Source organism: Flavobacterium sp. B330r (assembly GCF_056824325.1).
Genome location: NZ_CP124860.1, coordinates 2,513,005 through 2,531,557, shown reverse-complemented (window position 1 = coordinate 2,531,557; position 18,553 = coordinate 2,513,005). Strand labels below are relative to the sequence as shown.

The window sequence follows — 18,553 nt, the reverse complement described above, 5'->3', positions numbered from 1 at the left end:
TTAATTTACTAATTCAAAATCAGATCTTAATTTAATATCTGCTGATGAAGTTCCGATCATTACTTCAAAATCTCCTGGTTCAGCAACCCATTCTACTTTATCATTATAGAAAGAAAGTTTCTCTTTGTCAATTGTAAATTCGATTGTTTTAGATTCTCCTGCATTTAATTTCACTTTCTGGAAATCTCTTAATTCTAAAACTGGTCTTACAACAGATCCAAATTTATCTTTCAAATACAATTGAGCAACTTCTTCTCCAGCTACTTTTCCGCTATTTGTCAATTGGAAAGAAACTTTAATCGTTTCATTGCTTTTTATTTTAGTTGAAGATAATTTCAAACCTGAATAATCAAACGTTGTATAGCTCAAACCATATCCAAAAGGATATTTTGGAGAGTTTTTCAAATCGATATAAGCCGAAACATAGTTTGTTGCGTTTTCGTCTTTAGCAGGTCTTCCTGTACTAAAGTGATTGTAGTAAATTGGAATCTGCCCTACTTCTCTTGGAAAAGTCATTGGCAATTTTCCAGACGGATTGTAGTCTCCAAATAAAACATTTGCAATAGCATTTCCAGCTTCAGTTCCTAACCACCAAGTGTATAAAATTGCTGGAACATTATCTGCAGTCCAGTTGAAAACCAAAGGCCTTCCAGCATTTATTAAAACTACAACCGGTTTTCCTGTTGCCATAACTGCTTTTACTAAATCTTCTTGAACTCCTGGTAAATGCAAGTCGCTTCTACTTTTTGCCTCACCGCTCATGTCGCGTCTTTCACCAATACTCAAAATCACAACATCGGCTTGTTTAGCTGTCGCAACCGCTTCTGCAAAACCATCTTTGTTTGTTCCTTCTATTTCACAACCTTTTGCATACAATAATTTAGTGTTTTTGCCTACTTTATTTTGCAATCCATCCCATTGCGAAACGATCCATTTATTGTAATCAACTTCTGGAAGTTCTACAGACCAGAATCCCATATTTTCTTTATATTCTTTTACCATTGGACCAATAAATGCAATGGTTTTAACATTTTTTGAAATTGGCAAAGTTTGGTTTTCGTTCTTTAATAAAACGATACTTTTTTCAGCCATTTCTCTAGCTGCTTTTCTGTGCTCCGGATTGTTTAATGCTTTTTCAGCACGTTTTTCGTCTGAGTATCTGTAAGGATCATCAAATAATCCTAATTCGAATTTCTTACGAAGAATACGTTTTACAGCATCATCAATTAAATCAATAGAAACTCTACCTTCTTTTACCAAAGCTGCTAAATTGTAGCGATATGCATTACTTTCCATATCCATGTCGCTTCCTGCTGTAATCGCTGAATAAGCTGCTTCTTTAAGATCTTTAGAATAACCGTGTGCGACCATTTCTCCAATTGATCCCCAGTCTGAAACTACGAAACCTTGAAAGTTCCATTTCCCTTTTAAGATATCTCTTTGTAAATGTGCATTCCCAGTTGCTGGAATTCCGTTAATATCATTAAATGAATTCATAAATGTTGCAGCTCCTGCATCTAAAGCCGCTTTAAATGGCGGTAAATAGGTTTCCCATAACATTCTTTCGCTCATGTCTACAGAGTTGTAATCTCTTCCTCCAACTCCGGCTCCATAAGCCGCGAAATGTTTTACACAGGCCATAACAGAGTTTAAGTCTCCAAGTTTGTTTCCTTGAAAACCTTTTACTCTTGCGTAGGCAATTTTAGAACCCAAGTAAGTATCTTCTCCCGCGCCTTCCATTACACGTCCCCAGCGAGGATCACGACCAATATCTACCATTGGAGCAAATGTCCAATGAATTCCGCTTGCTGCTGCTTCTGTTGCCGCAACTCTTGCGCCTAATTCGATTGCTGCTAAATCCCAACTTGCCGCTTCCGCTAACGGAAGAGGAAAAGTCATTTTGTAACCGTGAATAACGTCTTGGCCAAACAACAACGGAATTTTAAGTCTTGACTGCATCGCCAATTCCTGATATCCTCTTGTGTATTTTGTTCCGATAACATTTAGCATCGAACCAATTAAACCTTGTTTGATTTCGTTTTGCTTGTTCGGATTAATCGTAATTGGTCCCGTTGCCTGATTGTCGCCAGTGTACTGATTTAGCTGGCCAATTTTTTCTTCAATTGTCATTTTTTTCAACAGATCATTGACTTTCTGATCTATTGACTGCTGCTGTGCCGTCGCAAAAAGCGAGAGCATAAACAGTGTAATTGTCGTTGCTTTTTTCATAGTTTAAGTGGTTTACCAAACGTAAGTAGCAACTGCTCCTGCGTTTAGTGTGGTTGTAGTTTGTTTGTCGTTGTATTTTATATTAAAAGTTTCTGCCGAAGTTCCGTCATTTTCTACAATTAAAACTGTTTGTCCTAACGGAGTCACGAAAGAAACATTGTGTAAATTTCCTACAATATTACTGCCGATTCTTACTGAACCTTCTGGAACAAATTTAGAAGCATGTCCGATAATATAATATCCTACTTCTCTTTTGATATTTTGATTTTGGTCAATCATCAAAGCACCTTTACAAGTTGAACATCCTCCTGGCGTGAAAGGTTTGTAAAACTCATCATTTGCTAATCCCCAAGAAAGTGCGTTTTTACTCCAGTTACGCATTGAACCAATTACTACATTTTTTACACTCCATTTCAAATCGGTTTCAAAATTAGTTCCGCTTCCGGTATATTGTTCTGTAAAATACAAATCCTTATTTGGAAATTCGTTATGAACAGTTGATAAAGCACTAATATCTCCTTCATACAAGTGAAAAGCTGATCCTGCTACAAACGGATTTGCTTTTGAATCTCTTAAAATCGTCAAAGGATATTCTGGTTTATTACAGTTGTGATCGTAAACAATAATTTTGGTTTTGATTCCTGCTTTCGCGAAAGCGGGACCCAAATTATTCCCAACAAAATCTGCTTGCTGTTCTGCCAACATTAGCAAACTTGGGTTATTTCCTGGGTGTAAAGGTTCATTTTGAGGCGTAATCGCATCAATTACAATTCCGTGCGATTTCATTGCTTGAATATATTTTACAAAATATTCCGCATAAACCTGATAGTATTTTGGCTGTAAACTACCGCCTTTTGAGCTTCCGTTATCTTTCATCCAAACTGGAGGCGACCACGGAGAACCCATTATTTTTATTTTAGGATTTATAGCTAAAATCTCTTTTAAAACCGGAATTACATCGTCTAAATCTGGACCAAGATTGAAATGTTCCAATTTTAAGTCGGTTTGACCTTCTGGCATATCATCATACGAAAAAACTTTTTCATTCAAATCTGATGCACCAATACTTATTCTTAAATAACTTAAACCAATGGCATCTTCTTTTCTAGAAAACAATTCCTGAAGCAAAGCTTCTCTTTTTGATTTGTCTAGCTTTTTAATGGCTTGCGCACTTCCTCCAGTTAATGAAAATCCGAAACCTTCAATAGTTTGGAATTTCTCTGAAGGATTTACTTCAATAGTTTGATTTGAATTTGTTTCTGAAGTGAAAACTAACTCAGGTTGTTTTTTAAGTTTTGAAGTTTCATCTGTTGTGGTAATCCAAGAAGAAACTTTTCCAGTATTTTTTACAGCATTTGTTGAAGATCCACAGTTGAACTGCATTGCAATTAATGGCAGCAAAACTAGGATCTGAAGTTTTTTGTTGATGTTTTTCATTTTTAATCTATTTCTATTAAGACAGGCAAATGATCTGACGGATATTTTAAATCTTTAGAATCACTTAACACTGCGTGTTTTTGAACTTTTAGACCACTATTTTTTGAAATAAAAATGTAGTCTAATAATAATGTTACGGGTTCATTGTGTTTGAAATCGTTGAAAGTTCCTGAAGGACCAAAAGGCTTTTCTATTGAAACATCTTTGGTATCATCCATCACTTTTTTGATTTCTCCAATTTGAGTTGTGTTTGGTTCAGAATTGAAATCACCCATTAAAAAAGCAGGATAATTTTTTGTGTTTAATTCTTTTATTTTAGAAAGAGCAAGCTGTACGCCTTTTACTCTTGCTTCTTCCCCCATGTGATCTAAATGCAAATTGAAAACCCAAAATATTTTTTTAGTTTTTAGATCTTTAAAAAGTCCGTATGTACAAACTCTATTGCAAGCAGCATCCCAACCTCTTGAAACCACATTTGGAGTTTCAGACAACCAGAAAGTATTAGATTGCTCTACTTTAAAACGGTCTTTTTTGTAGTAAATCGTACACGCTTCACCTAAACCTCCTTCTTCTCTTCCAACTCCGAATTTGTTATAATTTGGCAAAGCCGATGCAATATCTAACACTTGGTTTGGCGTTGCTTCCTGAACTCCGAAAATATCTGGACTGTAAAAACCAATTTGAGATGTAAAATAATCTTTTCGGTTTGTCCAAGCATTTTCTCCATCTGAGGCAACATCCAGACGGATATTATAAGTCATAATTTTTAAATTCTGACCATAAAATGAGTTCACGCTCAAAAGCAGGATTACTGCAAAAACAAGTTTGTTTATCTTTTTCATGTTAAAAAATTTTAATCTTGTAAAGCTAGTGTTTACGAGGCTTTAAAGAAAAAAATCTGTTTAAAAATTATGTTAATTATATACTCTTACATAATCAATTTCGTAGGTTGCTCTTTGAAAGTTTGGATCGACAGCTCCTCCAAAATTTCCTCCCATTGCAAAGTTTATAATCACAAAGAATTTATCATTAAATGGAGTTGTACTAGAGTTTTTGTAGCTATAAAATAAATTATCATCTACATAAAAATTGATGTTTTCTGCACTCCATTCGGCAGCATAGACATGAAACTCGGTTGTCGAATTTGGAGCCGTTGTTGTTTTAGTATCTGGCGTATTTCCTGAGCGTCCTGGTGAATGCAAGGACGAATGGATTACATTTGGATTATTACCAACTGATTCTAAAATATCTATTTCTCCGCATAACGGCCAACCTGCAGTATCTATATTATCTCCAAGCAACCAGAAAGCAGGCCAAGTACCGCCACCAGCTGGCAATTTTGCGCGAATCTCTGCTCTTCCGTATTTAAAAGAAAACTTCCCTTTGGTTAGCATTCTTGTAGAAGTGTATTGGCTTCCTTGGTAATTTTCTTTGATTGCCGTAATTTTCAAAAGACCTCCTTCGATTTTTACATTTTCAGAACGATTGGTGTAATATTCCAATTCGTTATTTCCCCAGCCATTTCCTGTTCCTAAATCATAACCCCATTTTGAACTATCAGGCGCTCCATCGGTATTGAATTCATCTGACCAAATTAATTTTCTGGCTACGAAAATATTTACTGTTGCAGAAGTATTCGTATACTTTATTCCGTTAAATGCTGTAACATCAATCGTATAGGTTTTGGTTCCTGGCTGCGTAAATTCATATGTAAAACTGCTAGTTGTAAACTCTTTTGTTTCGTTGTTTACCACTACCTTATATGACTTTGCATTAGGAGCTTCAATTTTTAAATTAATTTTTCCGCTTCCGTCTCCATTTGGCATTTCGGCGGTTTTGCCCACTACATCAACTTGTACAGAAATTTTATCGGGAGCTACAACAACAGGAGTATCTGTCGTATCGTTGTTACTGCTGCAAGACTGGAATACAAACAATAGGATTAAAGTAAGAACTCCAGCTCTATTTGCGAGATTAATCATTTTCATCTTTTTATTATTTAAATGGTTTAGTTAATAAATTGAATATCAAGATAAATATTATTTCTTCTACTTTTTGTTTTTGTTCATAACAAAGTCAAAATAGTTCAAATTAAAACCTCCTTTTTCAAATACAACTTTTACTTTATTTGAACCCGATTTTAATGCTACCGTAGATAAAACTACAGTCTTCCATTTGTTATCTCCAGCTGTTGCGGGAAGCGTGATTTCATTAGATTTTGTTCCATCAATTTCTAAGTGCAATTTTCCTTCAGCTTTCTCGCTAGAATAACGAATGGCAACATTGTAAGTTCCTTCTTTTGCATCAACCGTATATTGAATCCATTCTCCGTCTTCAATAAAAGAAACTTGATAACCGTTTGAATCTTTGTCTTGGCAAGGCAAAATATCAACTCCATCATTTCTCATACTGTTACCGCGATTCCATTGATCATCTTTTCCGGTAACGCTTCTATAATTTACAAAATCAGTATCTGAATAGGCTTTTCCATTGGTTCCTAAATCGTAATGCGTTGCGGCAATTTTTCCTGGAACAGTATTTTTCTTGTATGGTTTTGTATCATCTGTCTGAACTTGCCTAAACATGGCATCTACAACATCTGGCTTAACGGTTACATTTTCCATTTTGTAGTTGTCGGCCATTTTCATCAGCGCCTTTTTTGCAAATTCTGGAGATGGTTTTAGACCACCGTCTTTCCAGTATTTCAATAAAACATCATATTCGCGAGTTTTAGTAACAGAAGCTACTCCAGCAATGTTGTCTATTTTTTTCATTGGCCAGAATGCCCATCCGATATTATGGTTTTCTACTAAAGTCAGTACGTCTTTAAACCAGACATTCGAATTTTCTCCGCTTTCTCCCATCCAGATTGGTACATTGTATTTTTCTCTGTACTCTAACATCTTTTCGATAGAAGCTTTGTCGTTATAGTTCCAATATTTATGAAAACTTAAAGCCAAATTATCATCCCATAACGGAAAAATTCCGTTGTAGTTATTTCCCCAGCAATTTCCTTCAATAAAAATTAAATGATTGGTATCGACTTCGCGAATGGCTTTTGTAACTGCGACCATTAAATCTCTTAAAGGTCCGTTTGAATTTTCGTCACAACCATTCTTGTTTGATCCTGTAAAATTCCAGTTGGGTTCGTTGATAATATCATACGCTCCAATCCAAGGATTATCTCGGTAACGAGAAGCCAATTTCTTCCATAAAGCAATCATTTTTTTCTGATTGGCTTCGCTCTGCCAAAGCGCTGGTTTTGTAGTATCAAAATCTGAAATTGCAGCATCGTTTCCTTGTCCTCCAGGAGCTGCGTGCAAATCTAAAATCAGATATATTTTATTCTCTGCGCACCATTTCAACAAATTATCGGTCATGGTAAAACCTTCTTCTATCCAAGTGATTTCACCATTTTTTTCCTGCTCGATTGGCGGTGTGTACAGATTGTAATGCATTGGAAGACGAATCGAATTGAATCCCCATTTTGCCAAAGAATCAATATCTCGCTTTGTGATCCCGTTTGCTTTATAGGCTGCGTAGAATTCTTTTGTTCCCTCTACGCCTATTACATCTTCTATTTTTTGTTTTATCTGATATTGCGGACTAGCAAATGGCTGGGTCTTCAACATATAACCTTCCTGCACCATCCATCCGCCAAGACCTAAACCTCTTAAAAGAACATTTTTACCATTTCCGTCTACTATTTTTTGTCCGTCTCTATGCAAAAAACCTTGTCCAAAAGAGGCAATCGAAACAAAAAGCAGCGATGTTAAAAGTATTTTTTTCATATAAAATAGTTTTTCAATTATTTCCATGTATAAGTTCCGACAGATCCTCCTTCAAGTGAAGTGGTTACCCATTTTCCATTGAATTTAATATTGAAAGTTTCTGTTGCAGATCCATCATTTTCAACAATCAATACTTTTGAACCTGAAGGGGTGATAAAAGCGACATTTTGCAAGCTACCACCAGAATTGCTCTCGATTCTAGTAGATCCCATTGGAACAAATTTTGAAGCATGAGCAATAATATAATACGCCACATTACGCTGAAAACTATCGGCTGAAGTTATCGTGATAGCCCCTTTACACATTGTACAACCACCATCAGTATGCGGGCCAAAATTTTGATTGTTGGCCACATTCCATTCTAAAGCATTTTTACTGTAATTTCTCATTGATCCGATAATTACATTTCGAAGATGCCATTTTAAATCGCCATCAAAACTACCTTCAGAAGAAGTCCATTGTTCTGTAAAATATACGTTTTTGGTCGGATAAGAATTGTACACATTGGTTAGCGCACTAATATCTCCTGCATATAAATGAAAAGCCGATCCGTCTACAAAAGGAAAGGCATCTGCATCTGCCAAAATTGCTTTTGGATAATTTGGATTATCGCAATTGTGATCGTAAGCAATAATTTTTACATTTAGATTTGTGGCTTTAAATGCAGGCCCCAAACTATTTTTAATAAAACTTCCCTGATCAGCAGCAGACATATACATACTTGGGTTATTCCCGTCATGCAAAGGTTCGTTTTGAGGAGTTACAGCATCAATGGTAATTCCTTCTGCTTTCATTTGCTGAATGTATTTTACAAAATATTTAGCGTAAACATCATAGTATTCTGTTTTCAGTTTTCCGCCTTTAAAACTTGCTACATCTTTCATCCAAATAGGTGCAGACCAAGGTGTTGCTAAGATTAATATTTTAGGATTAATTGCCACAATTTCTTTCAGCATGGCAATTAGATTTTTGTCTTTTTCTAAACTGAATTTCTCTAGATTTAAATCTGTTTCTCCAGCTGCAAGATCGTTGTAAGTAAATGGTGTTGCATTTAAATCTGAAGCTCCGATACTGATTCTAATATAACTCACTCCAATTGAGTTTTCTCCATTACCGAATAATTCCTGCAAAAGAGCGGTTCTTTTAGCAGCGTTTAATTGGTTTATAACATCTACACTTCCTCCTGTCAAGGTATATCCGAAACCATCGATAGTCTGGTATTTTTGAGCAACATTCACTTCAATATTAGCATACCCATTTGCTGTTGTACCAAATCCTAATGTCCCTGATTGTTTTGCCAATAAAACACTTTGATTGCCTTTTGTAAGCCAAAAATCAACATCGTTTGTTACTACTACTGGAGGGTTTACAACCGGTGGATCTACCGGCGGATTTTCTACTGGATCACTTGAAGAAGAGCATTTTACTTGAGCCAATACGGCTGTAATAAAGAAAAATACTTTTATAGAGTTCTTTAAATTAAATTTCATATTTCGTGGTTATTTAGTTAGCTGACAATTAATATACAATTGTCTGTATAGCGTGTGCCGGAATTGTAATTGTTGTTTTTTCTTTTTGATTTTCTAAAGAATAAACAATCTCTTTTTCAGATTGATTCATTACGATCGTAATCAATTTTCCGTCAGAATTTTTAAAAGAAGTACTTAACAACGATGTATCGTTTACAGTTTCAAGTACTCTTTTTGCATTTGGTCTAATGAATTTTGAGAAATGTCCAATATAATAATACATTGGAGTATAGATTAATTCATCTTTTGTGGTGTCGGCATGAATAGGCGCAAAACAGAAATTACCAACATGGTTAGGCCCTCCGTTCTGGTCTAAAAGAATATTCCAGTCTGTCCAGCCCACAGTACCGTTATTAAAATCATGAATTATATTGGTTCCGTAACGTTCTGCATTTCCCCAAAACTGATATTTTGCAGCATCAAATTTCTCAATACATCCTTCGGTAAAAAGGAGATTTTTATTTGGAAATGCTTCATGAACTTTCGCTACAGATTCGAATTGAGGTGGGCCTCCATTCCAAGTTTCATACCAGTGAAATCCAATTCCCCAAGCATATTTAGAAACTTCTGGATCTGAGAAAACAAGATTGGCTCTTTTTTCCAACATATCTCCCCTATTATGATCCCAAATAATAACGTTTTTAGAACCCAGCCCTTCTTTTTCTAAAGTTGGACCAAGATGATTTTTAAGAAAATCTCTTTCTGCTTCTGGAGTGTAAATACAAGATTCCCATCTTTGTTTAGCCATTGGTTCGTTCTGAACCGTTAATCCCCAGATTGGAATTCCTTCTTTTTCGTATTCTTTTATAAACTTAGCATAATACAATGCCCAAGCAGGAGCAAATTCTGGCAACAAAACGCCGCCGTGCAAAATATCGTTATTGTCTTTCATGAAAGCTGGGGGACTCCAAGGGCTGACAAATAAGGTTAGTTTCCCGCCGGCTGTTTCAATTGCTTTTTTAATTAATGGAATTCTATATTTGCGATCGTGGTTTATATTAAAAGTCTTTAATTCTTTGTCTCCTTCTGAAACATAAGTATAGCTGTCACTGCTGAAATCACAGCTGTGAATGTTTGTTCTTGCTAAAGAATATCCAATGCCTTTGTTTTTATCGTAATAAGCAGTTAAGAATTCCTGCTGTTTTTTCGGCGATAATTTTGCGAAGACTTCTGCGCTTGCATCTGTAATTGCTCCTCCTATTCCAAGGAAAGTCTGGTCTGTTTTTTCAGTATTTATTCGAATAGATACTGTTGCTATTTTTTGTTGTGTAGTGTTGTTTTTTGAAATTAAATCGTTTGATAAAGTCAATTTCAAATTGGTGTTTTCGGCTGTAGTATAAACCTTTATTTTACTGTTTTTTTGAGCTGTTATTTTTGAGCTAAAACCGCTTAATTGTATTAAGACAAAGGCTGATAAAAATATTTGAGAGGTAACTTTCATGTTGCTTAAATAATCGTTTTAAAATTAAAAGCAAGAGAAGACTAAGATGGATGATTCAAATTAGTCCTCTTCATTACTTTACTGCAAAATATTAATAAACAAGTGTTTGTATAGCGTGTGGCGGAATTTTTACTTCTGCCTTTTTATCTCCAATAATCAAATTGTAGGTAAGGTCGTTTGCCGATTGGTTCATGACAATTGTTGCCATTGTTCCGTCAGCATTTAAAAAAGAGGTGCTTAATAAAGCGCTTTTGCTTACTGCAGTACTTACTCTAACTGCGTCTAAACGGATGAATTTTGAAAAGTGTCCGATATAATAATAAGATGGTGTGTAGATTAATTCTCCTGTTGTAGTATCTGCATGGATTGGTGCAAAACAGAAATTTCCAACATGATTAGGTCCTCCAAACTGGTCTAAAAGAATATTCCAGTCTGTCCAAGCTACTGTTCCATTATTAAAATCATTTATCATATTGATTCCGTAACGCTCTGCATTACCCCAAAATTGATATTTCGATGCGTCAAATTTTTCGATACATCCTTCGGTAAACATCAATTTTTTATCTGGATAAGCTTCGTTTACTTTTCCTACATTATCAAACATCGGCGCACCGCCCGACCAAGTTTCATACCAGTGAAATCCCATTCCCCAAACATATTTTGACGCTTCTGGATCTGAGTAAATTACGTTTGCACGATAGTTCATTAAATCGCGGTTATGATCCCAAACGATTATTTTTTTATTGCCAAGGTTCTCTTTTTTCAAAGTTGGTCCAAGGTAATTTTTGATAAAGTCTCTTTCAGCTTCAGCTGTGTAAATACAAGATTCCCAAGTCTGCACCGCCATTGGCTCATTTTGTGTAGAAGTTCCCCAAATTGGAATACCTTCTTTCTCGTAGGCTTTAATAAACTTTACATAGAAATTTGCCCAAGTCTGGTAGTATTCTGGAAGTAAAGTACCACCTTTCAATACATTTTTATTGCTTTTCATAAAAGCATTTGGAGACCAAGGCGCAACGTATGTTGTCAATTTTCCTCCCGCTTTCTGAATGGCTTGTTTGATTAAAGGAATACGATACTGTCTATCATGATCAATAGAAAAAGTCTTCAAATCTTTGTCACCTTCCTCGATGTAAGAATAGCTTCCACTGCTAAAATCAGAACTTTGAATTGTTGTTCTTAGCAAAGAATAGCCAATACCTTTTTGTTGATCGTAGTAGGCATTTAAAAATTCTGCTTGTTTTTCTTTTGAAAGTTTAGCAAATATTTCGGCGCTAGCATCTGTAATAGCACCTCCGATTCCCATAAATGTTTGAAATTTTTTAGCTGGCTGTACAAAAACAGAAGTTTCTATTTCTAAAGGCTGTTTTGCGGCAGAAAAAGTCAAATTGTCTGTGGTAGTTAATCGCAACTTAGAGTTCTCTGCGGTAGTGTAAACGGTTATTTTTTTGCCGTTGGTTGTAAACTCTTTTTTTGTTTTTGGCTGTTGTGCAAAAGCTGCAGCAGAAAACAAAAGGCATATAATTTTTAGGCTATTTTTTTTCATTCGCTTCCAATTATTGTGTGTTATTAAATTGAAGTTTAGAAGAAATCAAAAATCGAGTTCTACCCTTTGAAGGATTTAAAAAATAGCCCATACTCATAATGATTATGGGCTATTTACAACCAAACTTAAACTTAAACTTAACTTAACTTTTTATTTTCCTCTGAATTCAACCTTTGTGATAGTAATTGGCTCATTACCTGTAGCATTACATCCAGATCTAATTAAAAGGTAAATTGTTCCGCTTTCAGAGAATTTAACCACATTAGAAACTGTCTTAGTTACATCGTTTTTTACACATCCAATTCCAGATAATTTTCCTGAAAATTTAGATGTTCCGCAACCATCCCAAGTACTTAATCCCATCACTTTATTCTCTTTATACTCAACACCTGGTTGTGGTACCGATTTACCAGCATATACTTCAAAAAAAGTTTCTTTTAAACCGCTAGGGCAAGAGATTGACATGTCGATAGTATATTCTCTATCTTTTACAACCTCGATTGCTTGATAAATACCTTCCTGAGCCCATCCGCCTGGCGAATGAATTGTAGCACTGTTATTAGCATAAGACCAAAAAGCAGTACCAGATGGGCTTAATTTTGCACTTGTCCATTTAGCTTGATCTGCAGCTGTTGCAAAAGTTCCGCCTTGCACTAAGTTTCCTTTTGCAGGATCTGTCTGAGCAACCACAATCTGCTGAGAAGAAGTTCCCATAGCAGCTCCAGCTCCAATAGCAGTATGTGTAACTGTATACGTTCCTGCATCAGGTAAAGAAATCACTTGATTCATTTTTCCCGGACTAGCACCGTCTCCAGTATCCCATTTTGAAGAAATAACTCCTTTAGTCTGTGCCGTTAGAAGATACGTATTCATTGCGCCAGCAACTGGTGTAATAGTAAACGCAGCATCAACATTAGTAGCTACAAGAGGATTTTCATTAACTTCTTCGCTGCAGCTATTTAGTGTTCCTAATGCTAAAGCTAGCATTAGGTATACACTTTTTCTAAAATATATATTTAGGTTCATTTCTTTTTGTTTTGGTTAATTAGTAAATACTATTGGTAATTAGGATTTTGTTTCAATTTAGTACCGTTAAGTTCTGTGTACGGAATTGGGAAAATCTCATCTGTTCCAGCATCAAAACCTCTATCAGATAAAGCTGCCGCTGCATCTCCCCATCTTACTAAATCGAAGAATCTATGTCCTTCACCTGCTAACTCCATTCTTCTTTCATGCTTGATAGCTGCTAATGTTACAGGAACTGGATCTAGTCCTGCTCTTTTTCTAACTGCATCAAGTAATTGCTGTGCTCTTGTTCCAGATCCTAAAGCTTCTGCTTCCATTAAGTAAGTATCTGCAAGTCTGATTATATAAGAATTTTGTTTGTAGTTCAACTCTGAGTTACCTCCACCAGTACTAACATCTGACTGTCTTGGAAGGTATTTGTTCAAGAAATATCCAGTATCTTGGTAAGCTGGAATATAATCTGCTTTTCCTGCTGCTTTTAATGCTTTTAGATCAAGAATTGTAGCTTCTAAACGTGGATCACCTTGCATTGCATCATATAATTTTTGAGTTGCAACGTTAAATGCCCATCCCGCAGGAAGATTTGGTGCATCAGAACCTTCTGGTCTAGAATATCCTCTAGGTCCAACCATGATATTTAAAGAGTTACCTTCGTCTCTACCATTCCCCCAGAAAGTCCAATCAGAGTTTCCTGCACTACTGTGAGATACTTCGATTAATGATTCTGCGTTGAATTTGTTTGATGTAATCCATAAGTCACTAAATTTATCTAACAATTTATTGCCATATTGATTTACTCCTCCTGGAGTACCATTTACTTCTGCTAAAACAGCTGCTGCTTCAGCTTTTTTACCTTCAAATAAATATACTTTTCCTAATAGTGCTTGAGCTGCTCCTTTGTTAAATCTTCCAGCTTCAGTTTTTGCAACTACCGTATTTGGTAAAACTGCAATAGCCTCTGTTAAATCTTTTTCGATTTGAGCATAAATTACCTCTGGTGCAACTTGCTCAGGTGTAAAGATTGTTTCTGTTGTTAATGGCTCTAAAACTAATGCAATGTTTTTGAACAATCGTACTAAGTTAAAATAGTAAAATGCACGTAGTGTTTTAGCTTCTGCAGCAAATCTACTTCTAACTGCATCATTCATTGAAGCAGCTGGTAACTTAGCTAACAAAATATTTGCTCTAGAAATACCTTGATAGTGATCGTTCCAGTAGCTTCCTGGAATAGTGATTGAAGAAAGTGAGTGTGTAGAGAAATTTTGAATTCCTGTTCCATCTGTAGAACTACCTCCACCAGCATAAAAATCGTCAGAACCAGCATTCAACATTGCTACTAGGTTTTCAAAACCACCTGTGTTTTTTCTAATTGGATCGTAAACTCCAATTAAAGCCGCATAACATTGCTGCTCATTAGAAAAGTAGGTACTTGTATCAAATTTTCCTTGTGGATCGATGGTCACAAAATCTTCAGAACAAGATCCTAGAACAGCCATTGCCACAGCGATATATATATATTTAAATTTTATCGTTTTCATGATTCTTTAATTTTTTTAAAATTGAACGTTAGCTCCAAACAGAATAGATCTTGCTTGCGGATAAACTCCTTTATCTACACCATAAACCTGACCTCCAATTTCTGGATCAAATCCAGTATATTTTGTAAAAGTGATTAAGTTTTCTCCAGTTAAATAAAAACGTAATTTATCTGCTCCAATTTTAGATGATAAACTAGCTGGCATTGTGTAACCAAGAGTTACAACTTTTAGACGCAAGTAGTTTCCATTTTCAAGATAAAAATCAGACATGTTAGTGTAATTTTTATTTGGGTCATTATTTGTCAATCTTGGATAATCGTTTGAAGTTCCCTCTCCAACCCAACGCTCTAAAGCTTTAGTCTGATAGTTTGCATTAAGCACATCTAATCTTCTTAAACCTTGGAAAATTTTACTTCCCGCAGCTCCTTGAGTAAATGCCATAAAGTCAAAGTTTTTGTAATCTAAATTTACTGTAAAACCAAAAGTATATTTAGGCAAGTTTGTTCCTAAGAATTGTTTATCGTCCTCAGTAATATTTCCGTCACCATTTGTATCTACCCAACGGAAATCTCCAGGTCTTGCATTTGGTTGGATTAAACCACCTGCTGCATTTTTGTATGCTGCAACTTCAGCTTCATTTTGGAAAATACCTGCTGTTTTAAAACCATAGAATTCGTTAAATGAGTGCCCAACTTGTGTTCTAGTTACTGGCCCCATAGATTGGAAACTAGCATCTCCAACAATGAAATTAGTAGATGATCCTACATAAGTAATTTCGTTTTTCAGGTAAGCAACGTTGGCATTAACACCTAAGTTAAAATCGCCAAGTCTTTTCTTGTATCCTAATTCAAGCTCAAAACCGCTATTGTCCATATCTGCGATATTTGCAGAAGGCGCATCAACAACTCCTACATATCCAGGAATTACAATGTTTCTTAAGATTCCTTTTGTTGTTTTTTTGTAGTAATCAGCAGTAAAAGTAAAATCATTAAATAATTTTGCGTCAAGACCTACAGTTGTTTGAGAAGTTTCTTCCCATCCTAAGTTTGCATTTGGAAGAGTAGAGTTTCCGTATCCTGTTGTAATATCTCCTGTATTTCCTACAGCATAATTGTAACCTCCAACTACTAATGCTCTATATTTAAAATCATCAATATTATCGTTACCTACAACTCCATAACCTCCACGTATTTTTAAAGTATTAACTACATTGTTTTCTTTCCAGAAACCTTCTTTAGAAAGTACCCATCCAAGAGAGAATGAAGGGAAAACTCCCCATTTGTTATTTTCTCCAAAACGAGTTGAACCATCACGACGAACAATACCAGTGAAAAGATACTTTTCCATGTAATCGTAGTTTGCACGTAAGAATAGTGAAGATAATTTGTGCTCTACTTTATCGCTTGTTCTTGTTGATCTATCTGTTTGAGGAATATCAAAATTCCAAGAAGCATCTTTGTAGCTTGTAATTGGAAGACCAAACATTGTTGTTCCAAGTGTAGTACCAATATTCTCAACATAAGCACCTTGTCCTGCTAAAACACTAAAATTGTGATCTCCAAATTTGTTAGCGTATGTTAAGATATTTTCAAGAGTCCAAGAAAATGATTTCTCATTGTTTTGGTTATAGTTGTTTCTATCCGCTTTCATATTTGGGTTTAAGAAGTTAACCGGAGTAAACATCTCATCTCCCCAATATGCAATCTTACCACCAAGTGTAGTTCTAAATTTTAAATGACTTGTAATGTTCGCTTCTAAATAAGCATTACCAACAAAATCATCTGACCAGTTGTAACCTCCTAATCTTGTTTGAGTATATGCTAGAGGGTTTGTCATCTCTTGCTGCACTAAAGAAGAAATTCCGTAAGGATTTCCGTTTGCATCTCTAATAACATTTGGGTTTGTATAGAAACCTGTATTTGCTACAGCAGGATCAGTAACCACTAGTGGAGTAAGTGGATCTAAGTTAATTGCAGAGCTTAAAGGTCCACCAAACTCACTGTTTGTATTACCAATGCCTTTAGACTTTTGGTGTGTATATCCGAAAGTTTGTCCGAAAGTAAAGTAATCAGAAATTTTGTGTGTAGAGTTTAATCTGAAGTTTTTCTTTGTATAGTTAGAAATTTGAGTAGCTACGATACCTTCTTGATCTTGAATTCCAAAAGAAGCATAAAAAGTAGATTTTTCACCACCACCGCTAATGCTTAATTCATGTGTGTATCTGAAAGCAGAATCATTAAAAATGGCATCTTGCCAATCTGTACCTTTACCGAAAGAAGCTGGATTTGCATATTTAATAGCACCACCATCATTCAAAGATTTTTCATTCATAAGAGTTGCATACTGAGTAGCATTCAACATATCTAATCTTTTAGCTGGAGCAGAAATACCTGCAAAACCATTATAATTTACAGAAATTTTTCCTGATTTTCCTTTTTTAGTAGTAACTAAAATAACCCCAGTTGCAGCACGAGTACCGTAGATTGCAGCAGAAGCAGCATCTTTAAGCACCTCGATAGACTCGATGTCTGATTGATTGATGAAACCAATTGCACCAGCATCTACAGCAATACCGTCAACAACCCATAAAGGATCATTTCCGCCTTCTCTAAATGTAGTGATACCTCTTACACGAACTTTTGATGCCGCACCAGGCTGTCCAGAAGTTGCCGCTACAGAAACCCCTGCTACTCTACCTTGTAGCGTCTGCTCGACTCTTCCGTTTGGCACTTTTTCAAGATCAGCTGCTTTTACACTAGAGATTGCTCCAGTTACAACAGATTTCTTTTGAGTACCGTATCCAACAACAACAACTTCATTTAAAGATTGTGATTCTGGTTTTAATTGAATAGTAATTTTTGTTCTTCCGTTTACCGCTTCTGTTACTGTAGAGTAACCAATAAACGTAATTGTTAGTGATCCGTTTGAAGGTACCTGCATCTGGAATTTTCCGTCAAAGTCTGACGCAGTAGATTTAGTAGTACCTTTTAATAAAATTGTTGCACCTGGAACAGGCATACCAGTTTCATCTTTAATTATTCCATTTACTGTGACATCCTGAGCCACAGCGATAACCGAGAATAACAAAGATGAAATACAAAAAACAAGTAATTTTGTTAATTTCATTTTTCTAAAAATTTTGGTTAATTAATTAGTAATTTGATGCAATACTAAAACTAAATTTTTACTTTTCACATCTAAAAGTCATTACAAAAACACATCAAAAACAAAAAAATAATATTATAAAAACACATCAAAAAAAGTATAAATATTTGATTATTAATGTTTTGATAAAACAAAAAATAGTACTAAAAAAAAGTTAATATTAAAAAATAACACTACATCAACTTTTTAGCTGAATAGTTTATTAAAAAACATCAAAACTACAACGTGGTAGTGCCTACTATTACGTTGTAAATAGCTATTAAATAAACAATTAGAAGAATAAAACGTTCATTTTTACTAAAATCAAAAAAATAGAGAATATCGTTTTTTTACCCTACTTTTTTTACATTATCAGCAATAATTTTTATTATAAGAAAAAACTTATTTTACTAAATTTTACCAGAAATTACTTTCTTTTAAAAGGCTTTACGAATCAAAAAAATGAGAAATAACGCCTTAAAAAATGGGGAAAACATCATTTTTTAGCGCAAATGAGAAAAAGCTTGGTTTTTTCAATGAATTTTAATCTCGCAATTGGGCTTTCTATTAAGCCTTTTCAGGACAACTATAATTTTATTTTAAAGAAGACAGAAAAGAATCTTCCAGAAAAGCTTTAAAAAGCTTCAAAACACCATTTTTACATGCTTAAAACTATCCTATACTGCCTTAAATGAAAATAAAAAAGAGTTGTGTTGGAATACGGCCAAGAAATTGGATATAAAGAGCGTTTTTAAGGCATTAGAGAGCATATCAATCATAATCAAAGTGTATAAATTCTAGGAAAGTAATAAGCAAAAAAATAGCCCATAATCGAAATTATGGGCTAACCAGGCAATAAACTTAACTTAAAC

Annotated in this window: 11 protein-coding genes; all 11 read right to left on the bottom strand. The window is 35.0% G+C overall.

Annotated elements, in window-relative coordinates; translation table 11 throughout:
* Positions 1-2,229: a glycoside hydrolase family 3 N-terminal domain-containing protein gene (locus QLQ95_RS11335; protein ID WP_482503866.1), complete on the bottom strand. Its 2,229-nt coding sequence runs from the start codon at positions 2,227-2,229 to the stop codon at positions 1-3.
* Positions 2,230-2,241: 12 nt separating this feature from the next.
* Positions 2,242-3,666 carry a glycoside hydrolase family 30 protein gene (locus QLQ95_RS11330; RefSeq protein ID WP_428238833.1) on the bottom strand — a complete coding sequence of 475 codons (1,425 nt, stop codon included), beginning with the start codon at positions 3,664-3,666 and terminating at the stop codon, positions 2,242-2,244.
* A gap of 2 nt (positions 3,667-3,668) precedes the next feature.
* A complete protein-coding gene (locus QLQ95_RS11325; protein ID WP_482503864.1) occupies positions 3,669-4,508 on the bottom strand; it encodes an endonuclease/exonuclease/phosphatase family protein in 840 nt (279 codons plus the stop codon).
* 72 nt (positions 4,509-4,580) lie between these two features.
* Positions 4,581-5,654, bottom strand: a complete 1,074-nt coding sequence (locus QLQ95_RS11320; RefSeq protein WP_482503863.1) for a glycoside hydrolase family 16 protein — start codon at positions 5,652-5,654, stop codon at positions 4,581-4,583.
* Positions 5,655-5,714: 60 nt separating this feature from the next.
* Positions 5,715-7,457: a cellulase family glycosylhydrolase gene (locus QLQ95_RS11315; protein WP_482503861.1), complete on the bottom strand. Its 1,743-nt coding sequence runs from the start codon at positions 7,455-7,457 to the stop codon at positions 5,715-5,717.
* 17 nt (positions 7,458-7,474) lie between these two features.
* Positions 7,475-8,947, bottom strand: coding sequence for a glycoside hydrolase family 30 protein (locus QLQ95_RS11310; RefSeq protein ID WP_482503859.1), 1,473 nt, complete (start codon positions 8,945-8,947; stop codon positions 7,475-7,477).
* Positions 8,948-8,975: 28 nt separating this feature from the next.
* Positions 8,976-10,427: a glycoside hydrolase family 30 protein gene (locus QLQ95_RS11305; protein ID WP_095928004.1), complete on the bottom strand. Its 1,452-nt coding sequence runs from the start codon at positions 10,425-10,427 to the stop codon at positions 8,976-8,978.
* Positions 10,428-10,518: 91 nt separating this feature from the next.
* Positions 10,519-11,973, bottom strand: a complete 1,455-nt coding sequence (locus tag QLQ95_RS11300; protein WP_095928005.1) for a glycoside hydrolase family 30 protein — start codon at positions 11,971-11,973, stop codon at positions 10,519-10,521.
* Between the two features lie 150 nt (positions 11,974-12,123).
* Positions 12,124-12,999, bottom strand: coding sequence for a hypothetical protein (locus QLQ95_RS11295; RefSeq protein ID WP_141248111.1), 876 nt, complete (start codon positions 12,997-12,999; stop codon positions 12,124-12,126).
* 29 nt (positions 13,000-13,028) lie between these two features.
* On the bottom strand, positions 13,029-14,537 hold the full coding sequence (locus tag QLQ95_RS11290; protein ID WP_095928007.1) for a RagB/SusD family nutrient uptake outer membrane protein: 1,509 nt from the start codon (positions 14,535-14,537) through the stop codon (positions 13,029-13,031).
* Between the two features lie 15 nt (positions 14,538-14,552).
* Positions 14,553-17,663: a SusC/RagA family TonB-linked outer membrane protein gene (locus QLQ95_RS11285; protein WP_482503857.1), complete on the bottom strand. Its 3,111-nt coding sequence runs from the start codon at positions 17,661-17,663 to the stop codon at positions 14,553-14,555.
* Between the last annotated feature and the right edge of the window lie 890 nt (positions 17,664-18,553).

Excerpts from the sequence above, each read along its gene's own strand:
- QLQ95_RS11285 (WP_482503857.1), bottom strand. The coding sequence starts at position 17,663 with ATGAAATTAACAAAATTACTTGTTTTTTGTATTTCATCTTTGTTATTC.
- QLQ95_RS11305 (WP_095928004.1), bottom strand. The coding sequence starts at position 10,427 with ATGAAAGTTACCTCTCAAATATTTTTATCAGCCTTTGTCTTAATACAA.
- QLQ95_RS11335 (WP_482503866.1), bottom strand. The coding sequence starts at position 2,229 with ATGAAAAAAGCAACGACAATTACACTGTTTATGCTCTCGCTTTTTGCG.
- QLQ95_RS11300 (WP_095928005.1), bottom strand. The coding sequence starts at position 11,973 with ATGAAAAAAAATAGCCTAAAAATTATATGCCTTTTGTTTTCTGCTGCA.
- QLQ95_RS11320 (WP_482503863.1), bottom strand. The coding sequence starts at position 5,654 with ATGAAAATGATTAATCTCGCAAATAGAGCTGGAGTTCTTACTTTAATC.
- QLQ95_RS11315 (WP_482503861.1), bottom strand. The coding sequence starts at position 7,457 with ATGAAAAAAATACTTTTAACATCGCTGCTTTTTGTTTCGATTGCCTCT.
- QLQ95_RS11325 (WP_482503864.1), bottom strand. The coding sequence starts at position 4,508 with ATGAAAAAGATAAACAAACTTGTTTTTGCAGTAATCCTGCTTTTGAGC.
- QLQ95_RS11330 (WP_428238833.1), bottom strand. The coding sequence starts at position 3,666 with ATGAAAAACATCAACAAAAAACTTCAGATCCTAGTTTTGCTGCCATTA.
- QLQ95_RS11290 (WP_095928007.1), bottom strand. The coding sequence starts at position 14,537 with ATGAAAACGATAAAATTTAAATATATATATATCGCTGTGGCAATGGCT.
- QLQ95_RS11310 (WP_482503859.1), bottom strand. The coding sequence starts at position 8,947 with ATGAAATTTAATTTAAAGAACTCTATAAAAGTATTTTTCTTTATTACA.
- QLQ95_RS11295 (WP_141248111.1), bottom strand. The coding sequence starts at position 12,999 with ATGAACCTAAATATATATTTTAGAAAAAGTGTATACCTAATGCTAGCT.